The sequence below is a fragment of the Pseudomonas sp. F-14 TE3482 genome, from assembly GCF_053629455.1.
Window position 1 is genome coordinate 2,427,986 of record NZ_JBRJII010000001.1, and the last position, 19,149, is coordinate 2,447,134.

Below are 19,149 nucleotides of genomic sequence, written 5' to 3' on the forward strand. Positions count from 1 at the left end.
CCGACATGAGTCTGAAATGGGTTGATGTGCTTGAAATCGCGATCCAGCTGGCTGAATCCAGGCCAGAAGTGGACCCGCGTTTCGTGAACTTCGTTGATCTGCACCAATGGGTGCTGGCATTGCCGGAGTTCAGTGATGATCCGACCCGCGGTGGCGAGAAGGTGCTTGAAGCCATTCAGGCCGCCTGGATCGAAGAAGCAGACTGATTCTGCACCGTACGCCGTTAGGCAATACCAAAGAACCCGCGTATAATTCGCGGGTTTAATTTTTCGCAAATTACCGTTTCTGGAGTTACACCATGGCTGTTCAACGTACTTTCTCCATCATCAAGCCTGACGCTGTTGCAAAAAACGTTATCGGCGAGATCACCACTCGTTTCGAAAAAGCTGGCCTGCGCGTTGTAGCTTCGAAACTGAAGCAACTGTCCAAAGCTGAAGCTGAAGGCTTCTACGCTGAGCACAGCGCTCGTGGTTTCTTCAACGACCTGGTTGCTTTCATGATCTCCGGTCCGGTTGTCGTTCAGGTTCTGGAAGGCGAAAACGCTATCGCTCTGAACCGTGAGCTGATGGGCGCTACCAACCCTAAAGAAGCTGCTGCCGGCACCATCCGCGCTGACTTCGCTGATTCCATCGACGCCAACGCTGTACACGGTTCGGACTCCGAAGCCGCTGCTGCTCGCGAAATCTCGTACTTCTTCGCAGCTACTGAAGTAACCACTCGCTAAGCATTGGCTTAAGAGTGAAGGTGAATCCATGACTACATCGACTGTAAAAACCAACCTGCTGGGTCTGACTCAACAGGAAATGGAAAAATTCTTCGACTCAATCGGGGAGAAGCGTTTCCGTGCCGGTCAGGTAATGAAATGGATTCACCACCTTGGCGTTGATGATTTCGACGCCATGACGAACGTCAGCAAGGCCTTGCGCGACAAGCTCAAGGCCATTGCTGAAGTCCGCGGCCCCGAAGTGGTCAGCGAGGACATCTCCACCGATGGCACCCGTAAATGGGTAGTACGCGTGGCGTCCGGTAGCTGCGTCGAGACCGTGTACATTCCCCAGGGCAAACGCGGCACTCTGTGCGTTTCGTCCCAGGCAGGCTGTGCCCTGGATTGCAGTTTCTGCTCCACCGGCAAGCAAGGTTTCAACAGCAACCTCACCGCCGCCGAAGTGATCGGTCAGGTGTGGATTGCCAATAAATCGTTCGGCAGCATCCCGGCGACCGCCGACCGTGCCATCACCAACGTGGTGATGATGGGCATGGGTGAGCCGCTGCTGAACTTCGACAACGTCGTGGCCGCCATGCATCTGATGATGGATGACCTGGGCTACGGGATATCCAAGCGCCGCGTGACCCTGTCGACTTCGGGTGTGGTGCCGATGATCGATGAGCTGTCCAAGCACATCGACGTGTCCCTGGCGTTGTCGCTGCACGCACCGAATGACGCATTGCGTAACCAATTGGTGCCGATCAACAAGAAATATCCGCTTAAGATGCTGCTCGAGTCGTGCCAGCGCTACATGTCGTCCCTGGGCGAAAAGCGCGTGCTGACCATCGAGTACACCTTGCTCAAGGACATCAACGACAAGGTTGAACACGCCGTTGAGATGATTGAGCTGCTCAAGAACATCCCGTGCAAGATCAACCTGATTCCGTTCAACCCGTTCCCGCATTCCGGTTACGAGCGTCCGAGCAACAATGCGATTCGTCGTTTCCAGGATCAGCTTCACCATGCAGGCTTCAACGTCACCGTACGCACCACCCGCGGTGAAGACATCGATGCCGCGTGTGGCCAATTGGTAGGGCAGGTGCTGGATCGCACCCGTCGCAGTGAACGTTATATCGCCGTGCGCGAGTTGAGCGCCGAAAACGATATCGCAACGAACGCCGCGAACAATAATTAAGAGAGGATCTCTATGTCCCTGCGCTTCGCGCTGCTTGTGCTGTTGGCCAGCCTCTGTGCTGGTTGTGTCCTGTCGGGCGATTTCAACCCGATGAAGACCAGCAAGGGCCGTGATGAAGCGCGTGCTGCCTACGTGCAGCTGGGCTTGGGTTATTTGCAACAGGGCATGACCGAGCGCGCCAAAGTCCCGTTGAAGAAGGCTTTGGATCTGGATAGCTCGGATCCTGACGCCAACGCAGCCCTGGGGCTGGTGTTCCAGGCTGAGATGGAGCCGGAACTGGCCGATCAGCATTTTCGCAAGGCGCTGTCTTCTCGTCCCGCCGATGCGCGAATCCTGAATAACTACGGCAGTTTTCTTTTCGAAGAGAAACGTTACAAAGAGGCGTACGAACGCTTCGAACAGGCCGCCGCCGATACTTTGTATCCTGAGCGTTCACGGGTTTTCGAAAACCTGGGCATGACCGCTTCAAAGCTAGGCCAGCGTGATCTGGCCCGCCAGCAACTGGAAAAAGCCCTGCGTCTGAATCGCCAACAGCCACGTGCATTGCTGGAAATGGCTGAGTTGTCTTACGAAGACAGGCATTATGTGCCCGCGCGTGACTATTACGACCGTTTTAGCCTGCTTACCGAGCAAAATGCACGTAGTCTATTGCTCGGCGTTCGGCTGGCAAAAGTGTTCGAAGATCGCGACAAGGCCGCCAGTTTCGGCCTGCAATTAAAACGACTCTATCCCGGTACGCCGGAATATCAGCAATACCTGTCGGAGCAATGATGAAAGCGGCGCATCCCGAAGTTGTAGCAGCGAATCGCGTTAACCCCGGTGAGACTTTGCGCCAGGCCCGCGAAAGCAATGGCTGGTCGCTGGCCGAAGTGGCCCTCAAGCTCAACCTCACCGTCAATTCCCTGAGCAATCTGGAAGCCGGCGCTTTCGACAAGCTGCCTGGTCACACCTTTGCTCGTGGCTATATTCGCGCGTATGCCAAATTGCTCGGCATGGACCAAACCGTTCTGGTCCAGCAGTTCGACCAATCCACCGGCACCGACTCCCATGGCAGCAACGTCCACAGCCTGGGGCATATCGAAGAGCCGGTTCGGGTTTCCCACACCATTTTGCGAATTGTCAGCCTGCTGTTGCTGCTTGCGGTGATTGGCGGTGGTTTTATCTGGTGGCAGGATCAAACTTCACTGCGTACCAAAGACCTGATTGGCCTGGCGCCGGAACACGTTGAAGTCGAAGGCGCTGACGGCACCACCCAGATCCATCCACTGGACGAGCCGGAAGACCAGGCCGTTGCGCAAGGTCAGGCTGAAGGGGAAACGCCGCTTGCGTTGCCTCAGGCCGAGTCTTCGACCGAAACTTCGGCCGAGGAACCAGTCAATGCCGAAACGAGTGCACCGGTTCCAGCGCCAGTCGTTTCAGCAGTAACGCCTGCGGCTGCGGCCCACAGCACCGCTCCGGTTGTCGCAACACCGGCAACGCCAGCGGCACCTGCCCCGGCTGTTCCCGCTGTACCGGCACCGGTTATCACTGCTCCGATTGCTCCGACCGCCCCGGCTCCAGCTCCGGCAGCTCCGGTGGCCGGCCAGGGCCAGGTTCAACTGCAATTCACCGCCGATTGCTGGACGCAAGTGACCGATGGCACCGGCAAGGTGCTGTTGAGCGGTCTGAAGCGTAAAGGCGAAAATGTATCCGTTAGCGGCAAGCCGCCCTTTTCCGTGCGTCTGGGCTTCGCCCGTGGCGCGCAGGTCAGCTATAACGGGCAGGTGGTTGATGTCGCTCCGTTCACCAGTGGCGAGACTGCTCGCCTGAAGTTGGGTCAATAGTCATGCACGGCGAATCTCCAATCAAACGTCGCGAATCCCGCAAGATCTGGGTGGGTAATGTGCCCGTGGGCGGCGATGCGCCTATCGCTGTGCAGAGCATGACCAACAGCGACACCAATGACGTGGCCGCTACCGTGGCCCAGATCAATCGTCTGGAAGCCGCTGGCGTCGATATCGTGCGGGTTTCCGTGCCGGACATGGACGCCGCAGAAGCCTTCGGCAAGATCAAGCAATTGGTCAAAGTGCCGTTGGTGGCCGACATCCATTTCGACTACAAGATCGCTTTGCGCGTCGCCGAACTGGGCGTGGATTGCTTGCGGATCAACCCGGGCAACATCGGTCGTGAAGACCGCGTGCGTGCGGTGGTCGATGCCGCCCGTGATCGCGGGATTCCGATCCGCATCGGCGTCAACGCCGGTTCCCTGGAAAAAGACCTGCAAAAGAAATATGGCGAGCCGACGCCCGCTGCGCTGGTCGAGTCCGCCTTGCGTCACGTCGAACACCTCGAGCGCCTGAATTTCCAGGACTTCAAGGTCAGCGTGAAAGCCTCCGACGTGTTCATGGCCGTCGCCGCCTACCGCTTGCTGGCCAAGGAAATCGTTCAGCCGCTGCACTTGGGCATCACTGAAGCCGGTGGTTTGCGCTCAGGCACAGTGAAATCCGCCGTGGGCCTCGGTATGCTGCTCGCCGAAGGGATTGGCGATACTATTCGCATCTCGCTGGCGGCCGACCCGGTCGAGGAAGTGAAAGTCGGCTACGACATTCTCAAATCCCTGCACCTGCGTTCCCGTGGCATCAACTTCATCGCCTGCCCGAGCTGCTCGCGGCAGAACTTCGATGTGGTCAAAACCATGAACGAGCTGGAAGGGCGCCTCGAAGACCTGCTGGTGCCGCTGGATGTCGCGGTGATCGGTTGCGTGGTCAACGGGCCGGGCGAAGCCAAGGAAGCCCATATCGGCTTGACCGGCGGCACGCCAAACCTGATTTACATCGACGGCAAGCCGGCGCAGAAACTGACTAATGACAATCTGGTGGATGAGCTTGAACGCTTGATCCGTCAGAAAGCGGCCGAAAAGGTCGAAGCCGACGCAGCGGTAATCGCTCGCGGCTGAGGCTGACTAAAGAGCCGAACGAATTTAAGGATTTATAGTGAGCAAGTCTCTGCAAGCCATTCGTGGCATGAACGACATCCTGCCCGAACAGACGCCCCTGTGGCGTCATTTCGAGGGCACCGTCTCGCGTCTGCTGGATAACTACGGTTACAAGCAGATCCGCATGCCGATCGTCGAGTTCACCGAGCTGTTCAAACGCTCCATAGGTGAAGTGACCGACATCGTCGAAAAAGAGATGTACACCTTCGAGGATCGCAACGGCGATTCACTGACCCTGCGCCCTGAAGGCACAGCGGCCTGCGTGCGTGCGGTGCTCGAACACGGCATCACCGGCGGCGGTCAGGTGCAGAAACTCTGGTACATCGGCCCGATGTTCCGTCACGAACGTCCACAGAAAGGTCGTTATCGCCAGTTCCACCAGATCGGTTGCGAAGTCTTCAACCTCGACGGTCCGGACATCGACGCCGAGCTGATCGTGCTGACCTGGCGCCTGTGGGGCGAGCTGGGTATCCGTGATGCGGTCAAGCTCGAACTCAACAGCCTGGGCACCAGCGAGTCCCGTGGTCGTTATCGTGAAGCACTGGTCGACTACCTGTCCGCTCGCCTGGATCAACTGGACGAAGACAGCCAGCGCCGTCTGAAGACCAACCCGCTGCGGGTTCTGGATACCAAGAATCCCGACACTCAAGCGGCGTTGGCCGACGCGCCAAAGATGGCCGATTACCTCGACGAGGAATCCCGCGTGCACTTCGAGGGCCTCAAGGCTCGTCTGGACGCCGCCGGCATTCCTTATGTGATCAACCCGAAGCTGGTTCGCGGGCTGGACTACTACAGCAAGACCGTTTTCGAATGGGTCACCGACAAGTTGGGCGCCCAGGGCACCGTATGTGCCGGTGGTCGCTACGACGGTCTGGTGGAGCAGATGGGCGGCAAGCCGACCACGGGCGTTGGCTTCGCCATGGGCATCGAGCGCCTGGTGCTGTTGCTTGAAACCCTGGAGCAGATTCCCGAAGAAATCTCCCGTCAGGTCGATGTCTACCTCTGCGCCTTCGGTGAAGCCGCCGAGCTGGCCGGTCTGGCCCTGAGCGAGCGTGTTCGTGATCAATTGCCCAACCTGCGCCTGCAAGTCAATGCCGGCGCCGGCAGCTTCAAAAGCCAGTTCAAGAAAGCCGACAAGAGCGGTGCGCTGTATGCATTGATTCTCGGTGAGGACGAAATGGCCCAGCAAGTGGTAGGTTTCAAACCCTTGCGTGGCCAGGGCGAACAACAAAGCATTGCCTGGGATGCGCTTGCTGCACACCTGGCCACCTGCGTCGTGCAGGGTTGAAGCTGTCAAACAGCCGATTTAGCGATTAAGGAGTATTGGGGTGTCGAGTACCGAAGACGAACATCTGGCGGAGTTGAAGGACTGGTGGACACGCAACGGCAAGCCCCTGGTCACTGGCGGCCTGTTGGCGCTGGTCATCGTGTTCGGCTGGCAGGCCTTTCAGAAGTATCAGAGCAATCAGTCGCAAGGCGCCTCGATTCTCTATCAGCAATTGCTCGAAACCACGCTGACGCCTGACGGCAAGCCTGATGCTGCACGTGTTTCGGATCTGGCCGGCAAGCTCAACAGCGAGTTCGGCGGCACCGCTTACGCGCAATACGGCAGCCTGTTCGTGGCGAAAGTTGCAGTCGACAGCGGCAAGCTGGACGACGCAGCCAGCGAGCTGAAAGCCATTGTCGCCAAACCGGCCAACCCGGCACTGGGCGAAATTGCCCGTCAGCGCCTGGCGCAGGTGCTGGCCGCGCAGAACAAGGTCGATGAAGCCCTGAAACTGCTCGAAGGCGATGCCGACAAAGCCTTCCTGGCCACTCGCGAAGAACTCAAAGGCGACCTGCTGGTGCAGCTGGGTCGTACCGACGAAGCGAACACGGCGTATCAAAAAGCCAAGGCGGCACTGTCGGATGAAGCGGCGGTCGGTGGCCTACAAATCAAGCTGGACGACCTGGCCAAAGGGGATGCGTGACGTGATCCGTTGGAAACATGCAGCATTGCTGGCTCTGGCCATACTGGCCGCGGGTTGCAGCAGCAACAGCAAAAAAGAATTGCCACCGGCCGAGTTGACCGACTTCAAAGAAGAAGTGGTTCTGCAAAAGCAGTGGAGCCGTTCGATCGGTGACGGTCAGGGCGAAACCTACAACATGCTGGTTCCGGCGATCGATGGCGATACCATCTATGCCGGCGACGTCACCGGTGTGGTGATGGCGATGGATCGCAGCAATGGCGACGTCAAATGGAAGAAAGATCTCGAACTGCCTGTCTCCGGCGCCGTTGGCGTAGGTTACGGTCTGGTCATGATCGGCACGCTCAAGGGTGAAATCGTTGCCCTGGACGCCAGCAGCGGTGAAGAGAAATGGCGCGCTCGCGTGACCAGTGAAGTGCTCGCGCCGCCGGCCACCAACGGTGACGTTGTTGTGGTTCAGACCCAGGATGACCGTCTGATCGGTCTGGATGCCGCTACCGGCAACCAGCGCTGGTTGTATGACAGCACGCCAGCGGTTCTGACCCTGCGCGGTACCAGCGCACCGATCGTCACCAACCGCCTCGCGGTGGCTGGCCTGTCGACCGGTAAAGTGGTCGCTCTGGATGTTTCCAACGGCGTGCCGGTATGGGAACAACGCGTAGCGATTCCACAAGGTCGTTCGGAACTGGAGCGTGTGGTCGATATCGACGGTGGCTTGCTGCTGTCCGGCGGTACACTGTATGTCGCCAGCTACCAGGGTCGCGTCGCGGCACTGGACCTGGAAAGCGGTCGTCAGCTCTGGCAGCGTGATGCTTCCAGCTATGCCGGCGTTGCCGAGGGTTTTGGCAGCGTCTACGTGAGCCTGTCTGCAGGCACCGTTGAAGGCGTTGACGAGCGTTCCACCACTGCCTTGTGGAGCAACGATTCGCTGGCCCGCCGTCAATTGTCGGCTCCGGAAGTGTTCTCCAGCTATGTTGCAGTCGGTGATATGGAAGGTTACCTGCACCTGCTGAGTCAGGTGGACGGTCGTTTCGTCGGCCGCGAGCGCATCGACAGCGACGGCCTGCGTGCCCGTCCGCTGGTGGTGGGTGACACGATTTATCTGTATGGCAACAGTGGCAAGCTGGAAGCCCTGACCATCAAGTAAGAACTATGCTTGGGGTTTAACCCCCAAGCGGCCCCGTTCTGCGGGGCTCGCAGCGCTTACAGGCGCTGCCCCGAGCACCAGCCGCTGCCTCGCAGCGGCTTTTGTATTTTCTGAAATAACGAAGTGGAGAGCCGCATGGTTCCCGTAATCGCCCTGGTGGGCCGACCGAACGTCGGCAAGTCCACCTTGTTCAACCGCCTGACCAGGACTCGCGACGCCATCGTCGGCGACTTGTCCGGTCTGACCCGTGATCGCCAGTACGGTGAGGCCAAGTGGCAAGGGCGTTCCTACATTCTGGTCGACACCGGCGGTATCTCCGGTGATGAGCACGGTATGGACGAAAAAATGGCCGAGCAGTCGCTGCTGGCCATTGAAGAAGCGGATGTCGTTCTGTTCCTGGTAGATGCCAAGGCCGGTTTCACCGCGGCCGACCAGATGATCGCCGAGCACTTGCGCAAGCGTAACAAGCGTTCCTACGTGGTCGCCAACAAGGTCGACAACATCGACCCTGAAATGGCCCGCGCCGAATTCGCCCCGTTGGGCATGGGCCACGCGATCCCGATCGCCGGCGCTCATGGTCGTGGCATCACCCAGATGCTGGAAATCGCCCTGAGCGACTTCCCGAAAGACGACGAAGAGCCGGAAGAAGGTGAAGAAGAGATCGTTGCCGAAGGTGAGGAAGCCAAGCGCATTCCTGGCCCAAGCGAAAAAGACGGTATCAAGATCGCCATCATCGGCCGTCCTAACGTCGGCAAGTCGACCCTGGTCAACCGCATGCTCGGTGAAGACCGGGTTATCGTTTATGACCAGCCTGGCACCACCCGCGACAGCATCTACATCCCGTTTGAACGTAACGACGAGAAGTACACGCTGATCGACACCGCCGGTGTGCGCAAGCGCGGCAAGATCCACGAAGAAGTCGAAAAGTTCTCCGTGGTCAAAACCCTGCAAGCGATCAAAGACGCCAACGTGGTGATCTTCGTGATGGACGCCCGCGAAGGCGTGGTGGACCACGATCTCAACCTGCTGGGCTTTGCCCTTGAAGCCGGTCGTGCGCTGGTTATCGCGATCAACAAGTGGGACGGCATGACGCCGAGCGAGCGCGACTTCGTCAAGGTCGAGCTGCAACGTCGGCTGTTCTTCGTCGACTTCGCCGATATCCACTTCATCTCGGCCCTGCACGGCACTGGCGTAGGCAACCTCTACGCGTCGGTACAGAACTCGTTCAAGTCCGCGGTCACCCGCTGGCCGACCAACCGCTTGACCCAGATTCTGGAAGATGCGGTCGGTGAGCACGCGCCACCGATGGTCAACAACCGTCGGATCAAGCTGCGTTACGCCCACTTGGGTGGTGCGAACCCGCCGATCATCGTGATTCACGGTAACCAGATCGAGAAGGTGCCGAAGTCTTACGTCCGTTATCTGGAAAACACCTATCGTCGTGTCTTGAAGCTGGTCGGTACGCCGATTCGCATCGAGTTCAAGGGGGGGGAGAACCCGTACGAAGGCAACAAGAACTCGCTGACTGACCGCCAGGTTAACAAGAAGCGTCGGATGATGTCGCACCACAAGAAAGCCGATAAGAAGCGCCGCGACAAGCGTTGATTCACTACCTCACTCTTTTTTGTGAGGGGCTTGTTGTGGCGAGGGAGCTTGCTCCCGCTCGGCTGCGCAGCAGTCGCAAATCAGCCGATGCGTTCTGCCTGAGCGACTTCGGTTGCGGATATTTGGACCGCTTCGCGGTCCAGCGGGAGCAAGCTCCCTCGCCACAGTATTTGCGGTGAATGTTTTAGAAGAAGGGCGCCGGTTGGCGCCCTTTTTTTATGGGCGCCGTTTGGGCTATTCTCGAGCTCTCCCGTGCCGTCGTAGAGCCGGGTGTAGAGCCAGGGAATCACCGATGATCACCAGTAAGCTGCCGAATGTCGGCATCACTATCTTCACGCAGATGTCCCAGCTTGCGGTGCAAACCGGGGCGATCAATCTGTCTCAGGGGTTTCCCGATTTCGACGGCCCGCAAGCCCTGCGTGATGCAGTCGGTCGGCACATCGCCAGTGGCCACAACCAGTATTCGCCGATGACCGGCTTGCCGGTGTTGCGTCAGCAGATTGCGGCGAAGATCGCTCGCAGCTACGGCGCCCATGTCGATGCCGACAGCGAAGTGACGGTCACTCCCGGCGCGACACAGGCGATCTTCTGCGCCATTCAGGCGGTGATCCACAGCGGTGACGAAGTCATTGTGTTCGATCCGGCCTACGACAGTTATGAACCTTCGGTGGAGCTGGCCGGTGGCCGTTGCGTGCATGTGCAACTGGGCCTCAACGATTTCAGCATCGACTTCCAGAAGCTTGCCGATGCGTTAAGCCCGCGTACGCGGATGATCATTCTTAACAGCCCGCACAACCCCAGCGGCGCGCTGATCAGTCGTGCCGAGCTGGATCAACTGGCGGCGTTGATTCGCGACCGCGATATCTATGTGATCAGCGACGAGGTCTACGAACACCTGGTATTCGATGGCGTATCTCACGTCAGCGTACTGGCCCACGAAGAGCTCTACCGGCGCGCATTTGTGGTCAGTTCGTTCGGCAAGACCTACCACGTCACCGGTTGGAAAACCGGTTATGTCGTGGCACCTCCGGCCCTCACCGCGGAGCTGCGCAAGGTTCACCAATACGTCAGTTTCTGCGGCGTGACGCCACTGCAATACGCGTTGGCCGATTACATGGCCGAGCATCCGGAACACGTCGAAGAGTTGCCGGACTTCTATCAGGCCAAGCGCGATCTGTTCTGCGATCTGCTGTCGCCGTCGCGCTTCAGTTTCACCCGCGTGGCCGGTACTTACTTCCAGCTGGTCGATTACTCGCAGATTCGCCCGGACCTCAATGACGTCGAGATGGCGCTGTGGATGACCCGTGAACATGGCGTCGCGAGCATCCCGATTTCTGTGTTCTACCAGACGCCACCCGAAGGCCAGCGCCTGGTGCGTCTGTGCTTCGCCAAACGCGAGGAGACCCTGCGTGAAGCAGCGGCAAAACTATGCGTGATCTAAGTGCTCTGCCCAATCTGAATGTCGCGCTGATCCAGACCACCCTGGCCTGGCATGATCGTCAGGCCAATCTGGAGCATTTCGAGCCTTTGCTGGAACAGGCTCGCGGCGCGGACCTGATCATCCTGCCGGAGATGTTCACCACCGGTTTCTCCATGGAATCGGAAACCCTCGCCGAGCCGGAAAATGGCCCCACCAGTAAATGGCTGCGGGTTCAGGCGGCGAAACTGGATGCGGTGATCACCGGCAGCATCATCGTCCAGGTGGCTGATGGCAGTCATCGCAACCGTTTGTTGTGGGCGCGACCGGACGGGGAGGTGTGGCATTACGACAAGCGTCACCTGTTCCGCATGGCGGGCGAGCACAACCATTTCACCCCGGGCGAGCGTCAGGTGCAGTTCGAATTGAAGGGCTGGCGAGTGCGGCCGTTGATTTGCTACGACTTGCGTTTCCCGGTCTGGAGCCGCGACCCTCAAGACACCGACTTGTTGCTGTACACCGCCAATTGGCCGGGCGCCCGGCGCCAGCACTGGAACCGTTTGCTACCGGCACGGGCGATTGAAAACCTCTGCTATGTGGCGGCGGTGAACCGCATAGGTACCGATGGCAAAGGCTTTGCGTATACCGGTGACAGTCAGGTGCTGGATTTTCAGGGTGAAACGTTGCTTGGCGCAGGCGATGCTGATGGTGTGTTCAAGGTCGTTCTGGACGCGGCGGAACTGGCGGCTTATCGCACGCGGTTTCCGGCAAATCTGGATGCGGATACCTTCGAGTTCACTTGAGATTTTCGCTGTCTGAACCGGCCTCATCGCGGGCAAGCCCCGCTCCCACAGGTTCAGTGGTGTGCACAAACTTTGTGTTCGGCGCTATCACTGTGGGAGCGGGCTTGCCCGCGATGAGGGCATTACAGGCAACACAAAAACTCCAGGCAAACAAAAAGGCCCCGAGGTTCTCACCCCGGGGCCTTTTGCATTGCAGCGCTGACTTACGCCGCTTTCGCTTCCGGCTGGCTCAGGGAGCGGTTCAGTGCGCTGAACAGGGCCTTGAAGCTGGCGGTGGTGATGTTTTCATCGATGCCGACGCCGTGCACCGCACGCTCACCGTTTACGCGCAGTTCAATGTAGGCCGCAGCCTTGGCATTGGTGCCCGCGCCGATGGCGTGTTCGTTGTAGTCCATGATTTCCACCGGAATCGGCAGACCGGCCACCAGCGCTTCCAGAGCGCCGTTGCCCTTGCCACGCCAGTGCAGGTTGGTTTCGCCCTGGCCTTTGCTGGAGACTTCCACTTCCACCGCGCTGTGACCGTTTTCTTCCTGCAAGCGATGGCTGACCAGCGCGTACGGGGTGTTGGCCTGCAAGTACTCGCTGTGCAGCAACGCGTGGATCTGCTGGGCCGTCATTTCAAGGCCCAGGCGATCGGTTTCACGCTGCACGACCTGGCTGAACTCGATCTGCATGCGGCGTGGCAAGTTGATGCCGTATTCCTGTTCCAGCAGGTAAGCGATACCGCCTTTGCCCGACTGGCTGTTGACGCGAATCACCGCCTCGTAGCTGCGGCCGATGTCGGCCGGGTCGATCGGCAAGTACGGCACTTCCCACAGGGCGTCCGGTTGCTGCTGGGCGAAGCCCTTGCGGATCGCATCCTGGTGCGAGCCGGAGAAGGCGGTGTGAACCAGATCGCCGACATACGGGTGACGTGGGTGCACAGGAATCTGGTTGCACTCTTCGACGACTTTGCGCACGCCATCGATGTCAGAGAAGTCCAGCTCAGGGTCGACGCCCTGGGTGTAGAGGTTCAATGCCACGGTCACCAGATCGACGTTACCGGTCCGCTCGCCGTTGCCGAACAGGCAGCCTTCGACACGGTCGGCACCGGCCATCAGGCCCAGCTCGGTGGCGGCTACGCCAGTGCCACGGTCGTTGTGGGTGTGCAGGCTGATGATCACGCTGTCACGACGGTTGATGTGGCGGCCGAACCATTCGATCTGGTCGGCATAGATGTTCGGGGTGGCGCATTCGACGGTGGCAGGCAGGTTGAGGATCACCTTGTGCTCAGGCGTCGGGTTCCAGACTTCGATGACTGCGTCGCAGACTTCTTTGGCGAACTCGAGCTCGGTGGCGCTGAAGGTTTCTGGCGAGTACTCGAAAGTCCACTCGGTTTCCGGCTGCTGGGCGGCGTATTTGACGAACAGCTTGGCGGCGTTTACGGCGATGGCTTTGACCCCGTCCTTGTCCTGATTAAAGACAATGCGGCGGAAGGAAGGGGAGGTCGCGTTGTACAGGTGAACGATGGCTTTCTTGGCGCCGCGCAGGGATTCGAAGGTGCGTGCGATCAAGTCTTCACGGCCCTGGGTCAGCACCTGGATGGTGGTGTCGTCCGGGATGTGGCCGTCTTCGATCAGCGTACGCACGAAGTCGAAGTCAGTTTGTGAAGCGGCCGGGAACGAGGCTTCGATTTCTTTCACGCCGACTTGCACCAGGGTCTTCCAGAAACGCAGCTTCTTGACCGCGTCCATCGGCTCGATCAGCGACTGGTTGCCGTCACGAAGGTCCGAGCTGCACCAGATCGGCGCTGCGGTGATGGTCTTCGATGGCCAGGTGCGGTCCGGGATATCGATGGTCGGGAACGCGCGGTATTTCGAAGACGGGTCTTTGAGCATGCTCATCGGGAAATCCTTATTGTGTGGGCCGAAAAAAGGCGGCCTGCCGGTGGATCAAAAGTTGGGATAAAGCGTAAGACGAGGCACCGCGATTCAGCCTGGCAGTCGTGCACTGACGAGGCACAGGCTGCGGTGCTGGCGGAGCTGAATGAGGGTGTGAGAGGTTTTCATGCCTTCAACCCTAACCGCGGGAGGAAAGGATGGCAAGCAGTCGAAAAAAATTGAGAGGAATACTCGAAAAGCGGAGGTTTGCGCGATTTTATTGTGTTTTATTCGACCGATCGTTGTGATTTTTGCGCGGGGTTTGATAGCTGCGCAATTGCGCCGGTCGAGATATTTCAGTGCGCTGGGAGTGCGTTATCGCTAGCAGGCTAGCTCCCACAGGGGCGTTGTGTTGTGAACACGGTCCAATGTGGGAGCCAGCCTGCTGGCGATGAGGCCAGTGGCCTCACAATGCTTCAGGGCTGAAATGCGCCAATGAAAATCGCCGGGTCCACCCGGGCGTCATTCAGGCTGACGTTCCAGTGCATATGCGGCCCAGTCGCCCGGCCAGTCGCACCGACCTTGCCAACCACGCCACCGCGAGCCAGTTGCTGGCCGACCTTCACATCGATCTTCGACATATGGCAAAACATGCTGATAAAGCCCTGGCCGTGGTCGACGAATACCGTATTGCCATTGAAGAAGTAGTTACCGATCAGGATCACCTTGCCGACGGCCGGGGTCTTGATGGGTGTTCCAGCGCCCACCGCGAAATCCAGGCCTGAATGGGGGTTGCGCTCTTCACCGTTGAAGAAGCGGCGCACGCCGAACTTGCTCGACAGCGGCCCATTGACCGGTTTGTCCAGCAGCAGATTGCTCGGGGTGTTCGGGCTGAAGCTGCGGTAGGCCTGGATCTGCTCCGCCAGTTCGCCCTCGATGCGCTTGAGATTCTCCGGGTTCGGATTGACCTGCTGGGTATTCTTCAGGGTGATGTGCTGTTCCGGGTATTTCTTGCTGGCAACGATGAAGTTCAGGTTACGACCGCCGCTGCTGATTTGTTGTGTACCCGGTTTTACAGTCAGCGGCACGCCGACGATGGCCAGCCAGTTGTTCTGTTCCTTGACCACCAATACCGGTCTCCCCTGATAGCTGGCTTTGGGTGCCTGGGCGGAGCTGCCCAGATCCACTACCGCCACGCCACCCGGCACCGGTTTGTTCAACAGGCGGGTGATGTAACTGTCGGCGTGGGCGTTGAAGGTCAGGCACAGCAACAGCAGCGGAGCTAAAAAACGCGGCATGGATCAATCCAGTAAAGAAAGGGTGACGGGCGTCAGGTGATTGTCTTCGACCCGCACCTGCAGTTCGCCTTCGCCCAGTCTGGCTTTCAGGCGCTGGCCGGTGTGGGTTTGCGCGGCGCTGCGAATCGCATTGCCGCGCTCGTCCAGCAGAATGCTGTAGCCGCGAGCGAGGGTCGCCAAGGGGCTGACCACGTGCAGCGTCTGCATCTGACTTTGCAGTTGCAGGCGACGGGATTTAAGCCCTTCACGCATGGCCCGGGGCAGGCGTTCGGCGAGGCTGTCGAGGCGCTGACGAAGCATCGCCAGTTGTCGCCCTGGATGTTGCCCGGCGAGGCGGGTTTCCAGGCGGATCAGGCGTTCGCGACGGGTATTGAGGCTGCGTTCGAACGCACGGCGCATGCGCATGTCCAGATCATCCAGACGTTGTGCCTGCTGACGCAGTCGTTCGCCGGGATGGCGCAGTCGGCGTGAAATACCTTCCAGACGCAGCCGGTCACGCATCAGGCGGTCGCGCATGCGCATCACCAGGCGCCGATGCAGGCTTTCGACCCGACGCACCAGATCGCTGGAATCCGGCGCGAGCAACTCGGCCGCGGCGGACGGTGTCGGGGCGCGGACGTCGGCGACGAAGTCACTGATCGAGACGTCGGTTTCGTGGCCGACGGCGCTGACAATCGGCGTCACGCAGGCATCCACGGCGCGGGCCACGGCTTCTTCGTTGAAACACCAGAGGTCTTCCAGCGAACCGCCGCCACGGGCCAGGATCAGCGCGTCGAAACCGCGGGCGTCCGCCAGTTTCAGCGCGCGGACAATCTGTGCGGTGGCTTCGCGGCCTTGTACGGCGGTGGGGATCAGCGTCAGTTGGATCTGCGGCGCGCGGCGGCGGAACACACTGATGATGTCGCGGATCACCGCGCCGGTGGGCGAGCTGATGATGCCGATGCGTTGCGGGTGCGCCGGCAACGGCACTTTGCGTTCGGCGCTGAACAGGCCTTCGGCGCTGAGCTTCTCCTTCAAGGCATCGAAGGCCAGGCGCAGGGCGCCATCGCCGGCCGGCTCCACGGTGTCGAGGATCAGTTGGTAGTCACCACGGCCTTCAAACAGCGAAACCTTGCCGCGAACCTTGACCGCCAAGCCGTCCTTCAACGCCTGGCGAACCCGCGCGGCGTTCTGCCGGAACAGCGCGCAACGCACTTGGGCGCCGCTGTCCTTGAGGGTGAAATACACATGACCGGACGCCGGGCGGGCGAGGTTGGATATTTCACCTTCGACCCAGATGTTGCTGAACACGTCTTCGAGCAGCACCCGCGCGCGGCCGTTGAGCTGGCTGACAGTCAGGACTTCCCGGTCCAGGCCGAGTCTTGCAAAGGGATCTTTAATCATGGGGCGCAGTTTAAAGGCATTCGGCAAACAATCTCCATGCTCCACGCAAATCCCTTTTGTGGGAGCGGGCTTGCTCGCGAAAGCGGTTTAACATTCAACATTAATGTCGACTGTCACGCCGCCTTCGCGAGCAAGCCCGCTCCCACAGGGATTTGTGCAGGTTTTGATGAAGTGCTGAACCAGCGCCGTGGGATTTTGCCGGCAGGCGAGGGCGACGGTGCTGTGGCAATCCGGGTCGGCCAAGGGCAGGAAGTGGATATCCGGCGGCGCGATGTCCTGCATCGATTCCGGTAACAGCGCGATGCCGAACCCGGCCTGGATCAATTGCAGTTGCGTGGTTTTACGCGACACCACCCGAGCCGCTTGGGGAAAGAATCCCTGGCGCATGCACAACTCGGCGGACAAATAGCTCAGACCGCCACGCTGTGGATGAGGGATGGAAATAAACGCCTCATTCTTCAACTGCGCCAGATCGATGCCTTGCGCGGACTTATCCACAGCCAGCCGATGATTCGGTGGCACCGCCAGCAACAAGCGCTCGCTGTACAGCGGAACAATCTGCACCCCTTCACGCTGACGCAACACCGGCAGGCGCAACAGACCCACATCGAGACGACCTTCGGCCAATTCTTCCAGTTGCGCCTCGGAGGACAGCTTGACGATGTCCATGGACACGCCAGCGTGCCGATCCAGATAGTCGCTGATGCCTCGCAACAGCCGACCGCTCATAGGCACAGTGCTGGAGTGACTCAGGCGCAACACGCCCAGTTGACCACTGCCCACTTGGGTGGCCATCTCGCTGGCCTTGGTCAGTTCGTTCAGCAGGTTTCTGGCCCGAGGCAAAAAAGCTTCACCTGCCGCCGTCAAACGGGGCTGGCGCGCGGTGCGTTCGAACAGCGGCGTTTGCAGCCGGGTTTCCATGTCCTTGATCTGCCGGCTCAGGGCGGATTGAGCAATAAACAGTCGTTCGGCCGCAGCGCTGAAGCTGCCGCTCTCGGCGATTTCCACGAAGTAACGCAATTGGCGGGTTGAAAGCACGAGGTATGCCTTTTCGAGATGGGTAGTCGACGTTGAAGATATTAGTCGCAACGCTCGGCGCTGGCTAAAGTCATCGCAGGAATAAAAGGAAGCCGTATCGATGAATGTGCTGGAGTTGTTAAACCAATGGCCGTGGGGTGCGGTGGATTGGCTGGTGATTGGGTTGGGCGTTTCCCTGGCCTACATCGTGTTCGGCATCGCCGGTTTTGGTACCGCCCTGGTGGCGGGGCCGATTCTGATCCTGTTCATGCCGCTGTCGAAAATCGTGCCGCTGTTGGTGCTGCTGGATTTCGTCGCGGCGTTCGGCAATCTGCTGCCCTCGCGACGGGATGTGGCGAAGCCAGAATTGCTCCGACTGCTCCCGTGCATGGCGGTGGGCTGCACGTTGGGGGTTATTTTCCTGCTGAACCTGAAGTCTGATGTTTTGCTGCTGTTGATGGGGCTGTTTATCAGCACCTATGCGATTTACAGCCTGTGGATTAAAACCCGTCCGGCGCAATTGTCCGCCGGGTGGGCGGTGCCGATGGGCACCGTGGGCGGGATGTTCGGGGCGCTGTTTGGCAGTGGCGGCTTCTTATATGCGATCTATCTGAACAGTCGCTTGTCCAAGGATGCGGCCCGGGCAACCCAGAGTGCCCTGATCAGTTGCAGCACTGTGGTGCGTTTGAGCCTGTTTGCCATCGCCGGTGTGTATGCCGAGCTACCCTTGTTGATATTGGCGCTGTGTTTGTTGCCGGCGATGGCGCTGGGGTTGTGGATCGGCCGGCGGTTGACCATGAAATTGTCCCGTGAGGCATTCGTGCGGCTGGTGACCTGGCTGGTGCTGGCCAGCGGGATTGCCTTGATCGGGCGTTATTTGAGTACTTGACCGGATTTCGTCAGGGATTAAGCTGCCGGCCGCCCTGACGCTATCGCGGGCAAGCCCGCTCCCACAAGGATCTGAGGTGAGCACAAATGTGTTTACGACCGAGATCGTGTGGGAGCGGGCTTGCCCGCGATGGCGTCAGGACGAACACCGCAGAAATATCCATTTGACGCAGTAGGCTTGCACCATGAATTCCCAAAGCATCATCGTCCCGAAAATCTCCACCCTGCCGGTACACGAACCCCGGGCCCGGGCGGTCGTGCGTTGGCTGGTGCGCAAGAACATCATTAAAGAAGAGCTGACCACCTGTGGCCGCACCGGCAATCGCATGGCCCACGCCATCGCCGACGGAGCCCGCGCCGTGGTCCTGCACCCTGATGCGCTGCCGTTCGGCGAGCCGGTCAATGGCCTGGAAATCATCACCAAACGCTGCATCTACACACCGGCCAAGGGGTTTCTCGAAGAAGCCGGCTGCTCCGAGTGCCGCAAGGAGATCGGCGAAGCATTGTTCGAAAGCCTGGAAGAGTGGATGCCGGGGCGCACCGATAACTTCACGTGCCCTGAATGCGGGCATGAAGATGACATCAACGGGTTTCTGTTCTTGCAGGAATGCGGCTTTTCCAACCTGGGTTTCATCTTCAACAACTGGCTCGAGGCCGGGTTCAAGCAGAGCTTCATCGACGAATTTGCCGATTGGCTGGATCAACCTGTGAGCTGGGTCAAAGTCGAACTCTGAACGCGGGCGCCTTTGTTGGAGCTGCCGAAGGCTGCGATCTTTTGCTCTTGTTTTTGAAAATCAAAGTCAAAAGATCGCAGCCTTCGGCAGCTCCTACAGGGGCTTTGTTTCTCCGTATGTCAGTAATGCCAATAATAGACAGAGTTTTACATTGAA

18 protein-coding genes are annotated in these 19,149 nt (G+C 59.3%); 14 read left to right on the forward strand and 4 right to left on the reverse strand.

The features are described 5' to 3' along the window. Positions 1 to 5: 5 nt before the first annotated feature. From iscX to AB7M26_RS11050, 12 genes are all read left to right on the forward strand, one after another. A complete protein-coding gene (gene iscX, locus AB7M26_RS10995; protein ID WP_123494403.1) occupies positions 6 to 206 on the forward strand; it encodes a Fe-S cluster assembly protein IscX in 201 nt (66 codons plus the stop codon). Between the two features lie 92 nt (positions 207 to 298). Continuing rightward, positions 299 to 724 (forward strand): nucleoside-diphosphate kinase, encoded by a 426-nt coding sequence (gene ndk, locus AB7M26_RS11000; RefSeq protein ID WP_007903599.1) that lies wholly within the window; start codon positions 299 to 301, stop codon positions 722 to 724. Positions 725 to 752: 28 nt separating this feature from the next. Continuing rightward, positions 753 to 1,901: a 23S rRNA (adenine(2503)-C(2))-methyltransferase RlmN gene (rlmN, locus tag AB7M26_RS11005; RefSeq protein WP_007903600.1), complete on the forward strand. Its 1,149-nt coding sequence runs from the start codon at positions 753 to 755 to the stop codon at positions 1,899 to 1,901. A gap of 12 nt (positions 1,902 to 1,913) precedes the next feature. Further along, on the forward strand, positions 1,914 to 2,672 hold the full coding sequence (gene pilW / locus AB7M26_RS11010; RefSeq protein WP_007903601.1) for a type IV pilus biogenesis/stability protein PilW: 759 nt from the start codon (positions 1,914 to 1,916) through the stop codon (positions 2,670 to 2,672). Beyond that, positions 2,672 to 3,724: a RodZ domain-containing protein gene (locus AB7M26_RS11015; protein WP_429375003.1), complete on the forward strand. Its 1,053-nt coding sequence runs from the start codon at positions 2,672 to 2,674 to the stop codon at positions 3,722 to 3,724. Before pilW ends, AB7M26_RS11015 begins: the two co-directional genes overlap by 1 nt. 2 nt (positions 3,725 to 3,726) lie before the next feature. Next, positions 3,727 to 4,836: a flavodoxin-dependent (E)-4-hydroxy-3-methylbut-2-enyl-diphosphate synthase gene (gene ispG / locus AB7M26_RS11020; RefSeq protein ID WP_008070966.1), complete on the forward strand. Its 1,110-nt coding sequence runs from the start codon at positions 3,727 to 3,729 to the stop codon at positions 4,834 to 4,836. Positions 4,837 to 4,873: 37 nt separating this feature from the next. Then, positions 4,874 to 6,163: a histidine--tRNA ligase gene (gene hisS / locus AB7M26_RS11025; protein WP_123494401.1), complete on the forward strand. Its 1,290-nt coding sequence runs from the start codon at positions 4,874 to 4,876 to the stop codon at positions 6,161 to 6,163. 40 nt (positions 6,164 to 6,203) lie between these two features. Next, positions 6,204 to 6,845 carry a tetratricopeptide repeat protein gene (locus AB7M26_RS11030; protein ID WP_007903605.1) on the forward strand — a complete coding sequence of 214 codons (642 nt, stop codon included), beginning with the start codon at positions 6,204 to 6,206 and terminating at the stop codon, positions 6,843 to 6,845. Next, positions 6,838 to 7,989 (forward strand): outer membrane protein assembly factor BamB, encoded by a 1,152-nt coding sequence (gene bamB, locus AB7M26_RS11035; RefSeq protein WP_429375007.1) that lies wholly within the window; start codon positions 6,838 to 6,840, stop codon positions 7,987 to 7,989. Before AB7M26_RS11030 ends, bamB begins: the two co-directional genes overlap by 8 nt. A 135-nt stretch (positions 7,990 to 8,124) precedes the next feature. Further along, the gene (gene der / locus AB7M26_RS11040) at positions 8,125 to 9,594 is read left to right on the forward strand and encodes a ribosome biogenesis GTPase Der (protein WP_008070964.1); all 1,470 of its coding nucleotides are present in this window, start codon (positions 8,125 to 8,127) and stop codon (positions 9,592 to 9,594) included. A gap of 292 nt (positions 9,595 to 9,886) precedes the next feature. Next, positions 9,887 to 11,035 carry a pyridoxal phosphate-dependent aminotransferase gene (locus AB7M26_RS11045; RefSeq protein ID WP_429375011.1) on the forward strand — a complete coding sequence of 383 codons (1,149 nt, stop codon included), beginning with the start codon at positions 9,887 to 9,889 and terminating at the stop codon, positions 11,033 to 11,035. Continuing rightward, entirely contained in the window at positions 11,023 to 11,814 is a 792-nt protein-coding gene (locus AB7M26_RS11050; RefSeq protein ID WP_123494398.1) for an amidohydrolase, read from the forward strand. Before AB7M26_RS11045 ends, AB7M26_RS11050 begins: the two co-directional genes overlap by 13 nt. Before the next feature lie 203 nt (positions 11,815 to 12,017). Here AB7M26_RS11050 and leuA read toward each other — a convergent pair whose 3' ends face one another. The 4 genes from leuA to AB7M26_RS11070 all read right to left on the reverse strand — a co-directional run bounded on the left by leuA (position 12,018) and on the right by AB7M26_RS11070 (position 17,392). Next, positions 12,018 to 13,697, reverse strand: a complete 1,680-nt coding sequence (leuA, locus tag AB7M26_RS11055; protein ID WP_123494397.1) for a 2-isopropylmalate synthase — start codon at positions 13,695 to 13,697, stop codon at positions 12,018 to 12,020. Positions 13,698 to 14,149: 452 nt separating this feature from the next. Beyond that, positions 14,150 to 14,971, reverse strand: coding sequence for a peptidoglycan DD-metalloendopeptidase family protein (locus AB7M26_RS11060; RefSeq protein ID WP_123494395.1), 822 nt, complete (start codon positions 14,969 to 14,971; stop codon positions 14,150 to 14,152). Between the two features lie 3 nt (positions 14,972 to 14,974). Next, on the reverse strand, positions 14,975 to 16,354 hold the full coding sequence (xseA, locus tag AB7M26_RS11065; RefSeq protein ID WP_429375012.1) for an exodeoxyribonuclease VII large subunit: 1,380 nt from the start codon (positions 16,352 to 16,354) through the stop codon (positions 14,975 to 14,977). 87 nt (positions 16,355 to 16,441) lie between these two features. After that, the gene (locus tag AB7M26_RS11070; protein ID WP_123494393.1) at positions 16,442 to 17,392 is read right to left on the reverse strand and encodes a LysR family transcriptional regulator; all 951 of its coding nucleotides are present in this window, start codon (positions 17,390 to 17,392) and stop codon (positions 16,442 to 16,444) included. Between the two features lie 100 nt (positions 17,393 to 17,492). Here AB7M26_RS11070 and AB7M26_RS11075 point away from each other — a divergent pair, with 100 nt between their 5' ends. Then, positions 17,493 to 18,260: a sulfite exporter TauE/SafE family protein gene (locus AB7M26_RS11075; RefSeq protein WP_123494392.1), complete on the forward strand. Its 768-nt coding sequence runs from the start codon at positions 17,493 to 17,495 to the stop codon at positions 18,258 to 18,260. A 184-nt stretch (positions 18,261 to 18,444) separates the two neighbouring features. Further along, positions 18,445 to 18,993 (forward strand): sugar ABC transporter ATPase, encoded by a 549-nt coding sequence (locus AB7M26_RS11080; RefSeq protein ID WP_123494391.1) that lies wholly within the window; start codon positions 18,445 to 18,447, stop codon positions 18,991 to 18,993. The last annotated feature ends 156 nt before the right edge of the window (positions 18,994 to 19,149 follow it).

Excerpts from the sequence above, each read along its gene's own strand:
- iscX (WP_123494403.1), top strand. The coding sequence starts at position 6 with ATGAGTCTGAAATGGGTTGATGTGCTTGAAATCGCGATCCAGCTGGCT.
- ndk (WP_007903599.1), top strand. The coding sequence starts at position 299 with ATGGCTGTTCAACGTACTTTCTCCATCATCAAGCCTGACGCTGTTGCA.
- rlmN (WP_007903600.1), top strand. The coding sequence starts at position 753 with ATGACTACATCGACTGTAAAAACCAACCTGCTGGGTCTGACTCAACAG.
- pilW (WP_007903601.1), top strand. The coding sequence starts at position 1,914 with ATGTCCCTGCGCTTCGCGCTGCTTGTGCTGTTGGCCAGCCTCTGTGCT.
- AB7M26_RS11015 (WP_429375003.1), top strand. The coding sequence starts at position 2,672 with ATGAAAGCGGCGCATCCCGAAGTTGTAGCAGCGAATCGCGTTAACCCC.
- ispG (WP_008070966.1), top strand. The coding sequence starts at position 3,727 with ATGCACGGCGAATCTCCAATCAAACGTCGCGAATCCCGCAAGATCTGG.
- bamB (WP_429375007.1), top strand. The coding sequence starts at position 6,838 with ATGCGTGACGTGATCCGTTGGAAACATGCAGCATTGCTGGCTCTGGCC.
- der (WP_008070964.1), top strand. The coding sequence starts at position 8,125 with ATGGTTCCCGTAATCGCCCTGGTGGGCCGACCGAACGTCGGCAAGTCC.
- AB7M26_RS11045 (WP_429375011.1), top strand. The coding sequence starts at position 9,887 with ATGATCACCAGTAAGCTGCCGAATGTCGGCATCACTATCTTCACGCAG.
- AB7M26_RS11050 (WP_123494398.1), top strand. The coding sequence starts at position 11,023 with ATGCGTGATCTAAGTGCTCTGCCCAATCTGAATGTCGCGCTGATCCAG.
- leuA (WP_123494397.1), bottom strand. The coding sequence starts at position 13,697 with ATGAGCATGCTCAAAGACCCGTCTTCGAAATACCGCGCGTTCCCGACC.
- AB7M26_RS11060 (WP_123494395.1), bottom strand. The coding sequence starts at position 14,971 with ATGCCGCGTTTTTTAGCTCCGCTGCTGTTGCTGTGCCTGACCTTCAAC.
- xseA (WP_429375012.1), bottom strand. The coding sequence starts at position 16,354 with ATGATTAAAGATCCCTTTGCAAGACTCGGCCTGGACCGGGAAGTCCTG.
- AB7M26_RS11075 (WP_123494392.1), top strand. The coding sequence starts at position 17,493 with ATGAATGTGCTGGAGTTGTTAAACCAATGGCCGTGGGGTGCGGTGGAT.
- AB7M26_RS11080 (WP_123494391.1), top strand. The coding sequence starts at position 18,445 with ATGAATTCCCAAAGCATCATCGTCCCGAAAATCTCCACCCTGCCGGTA.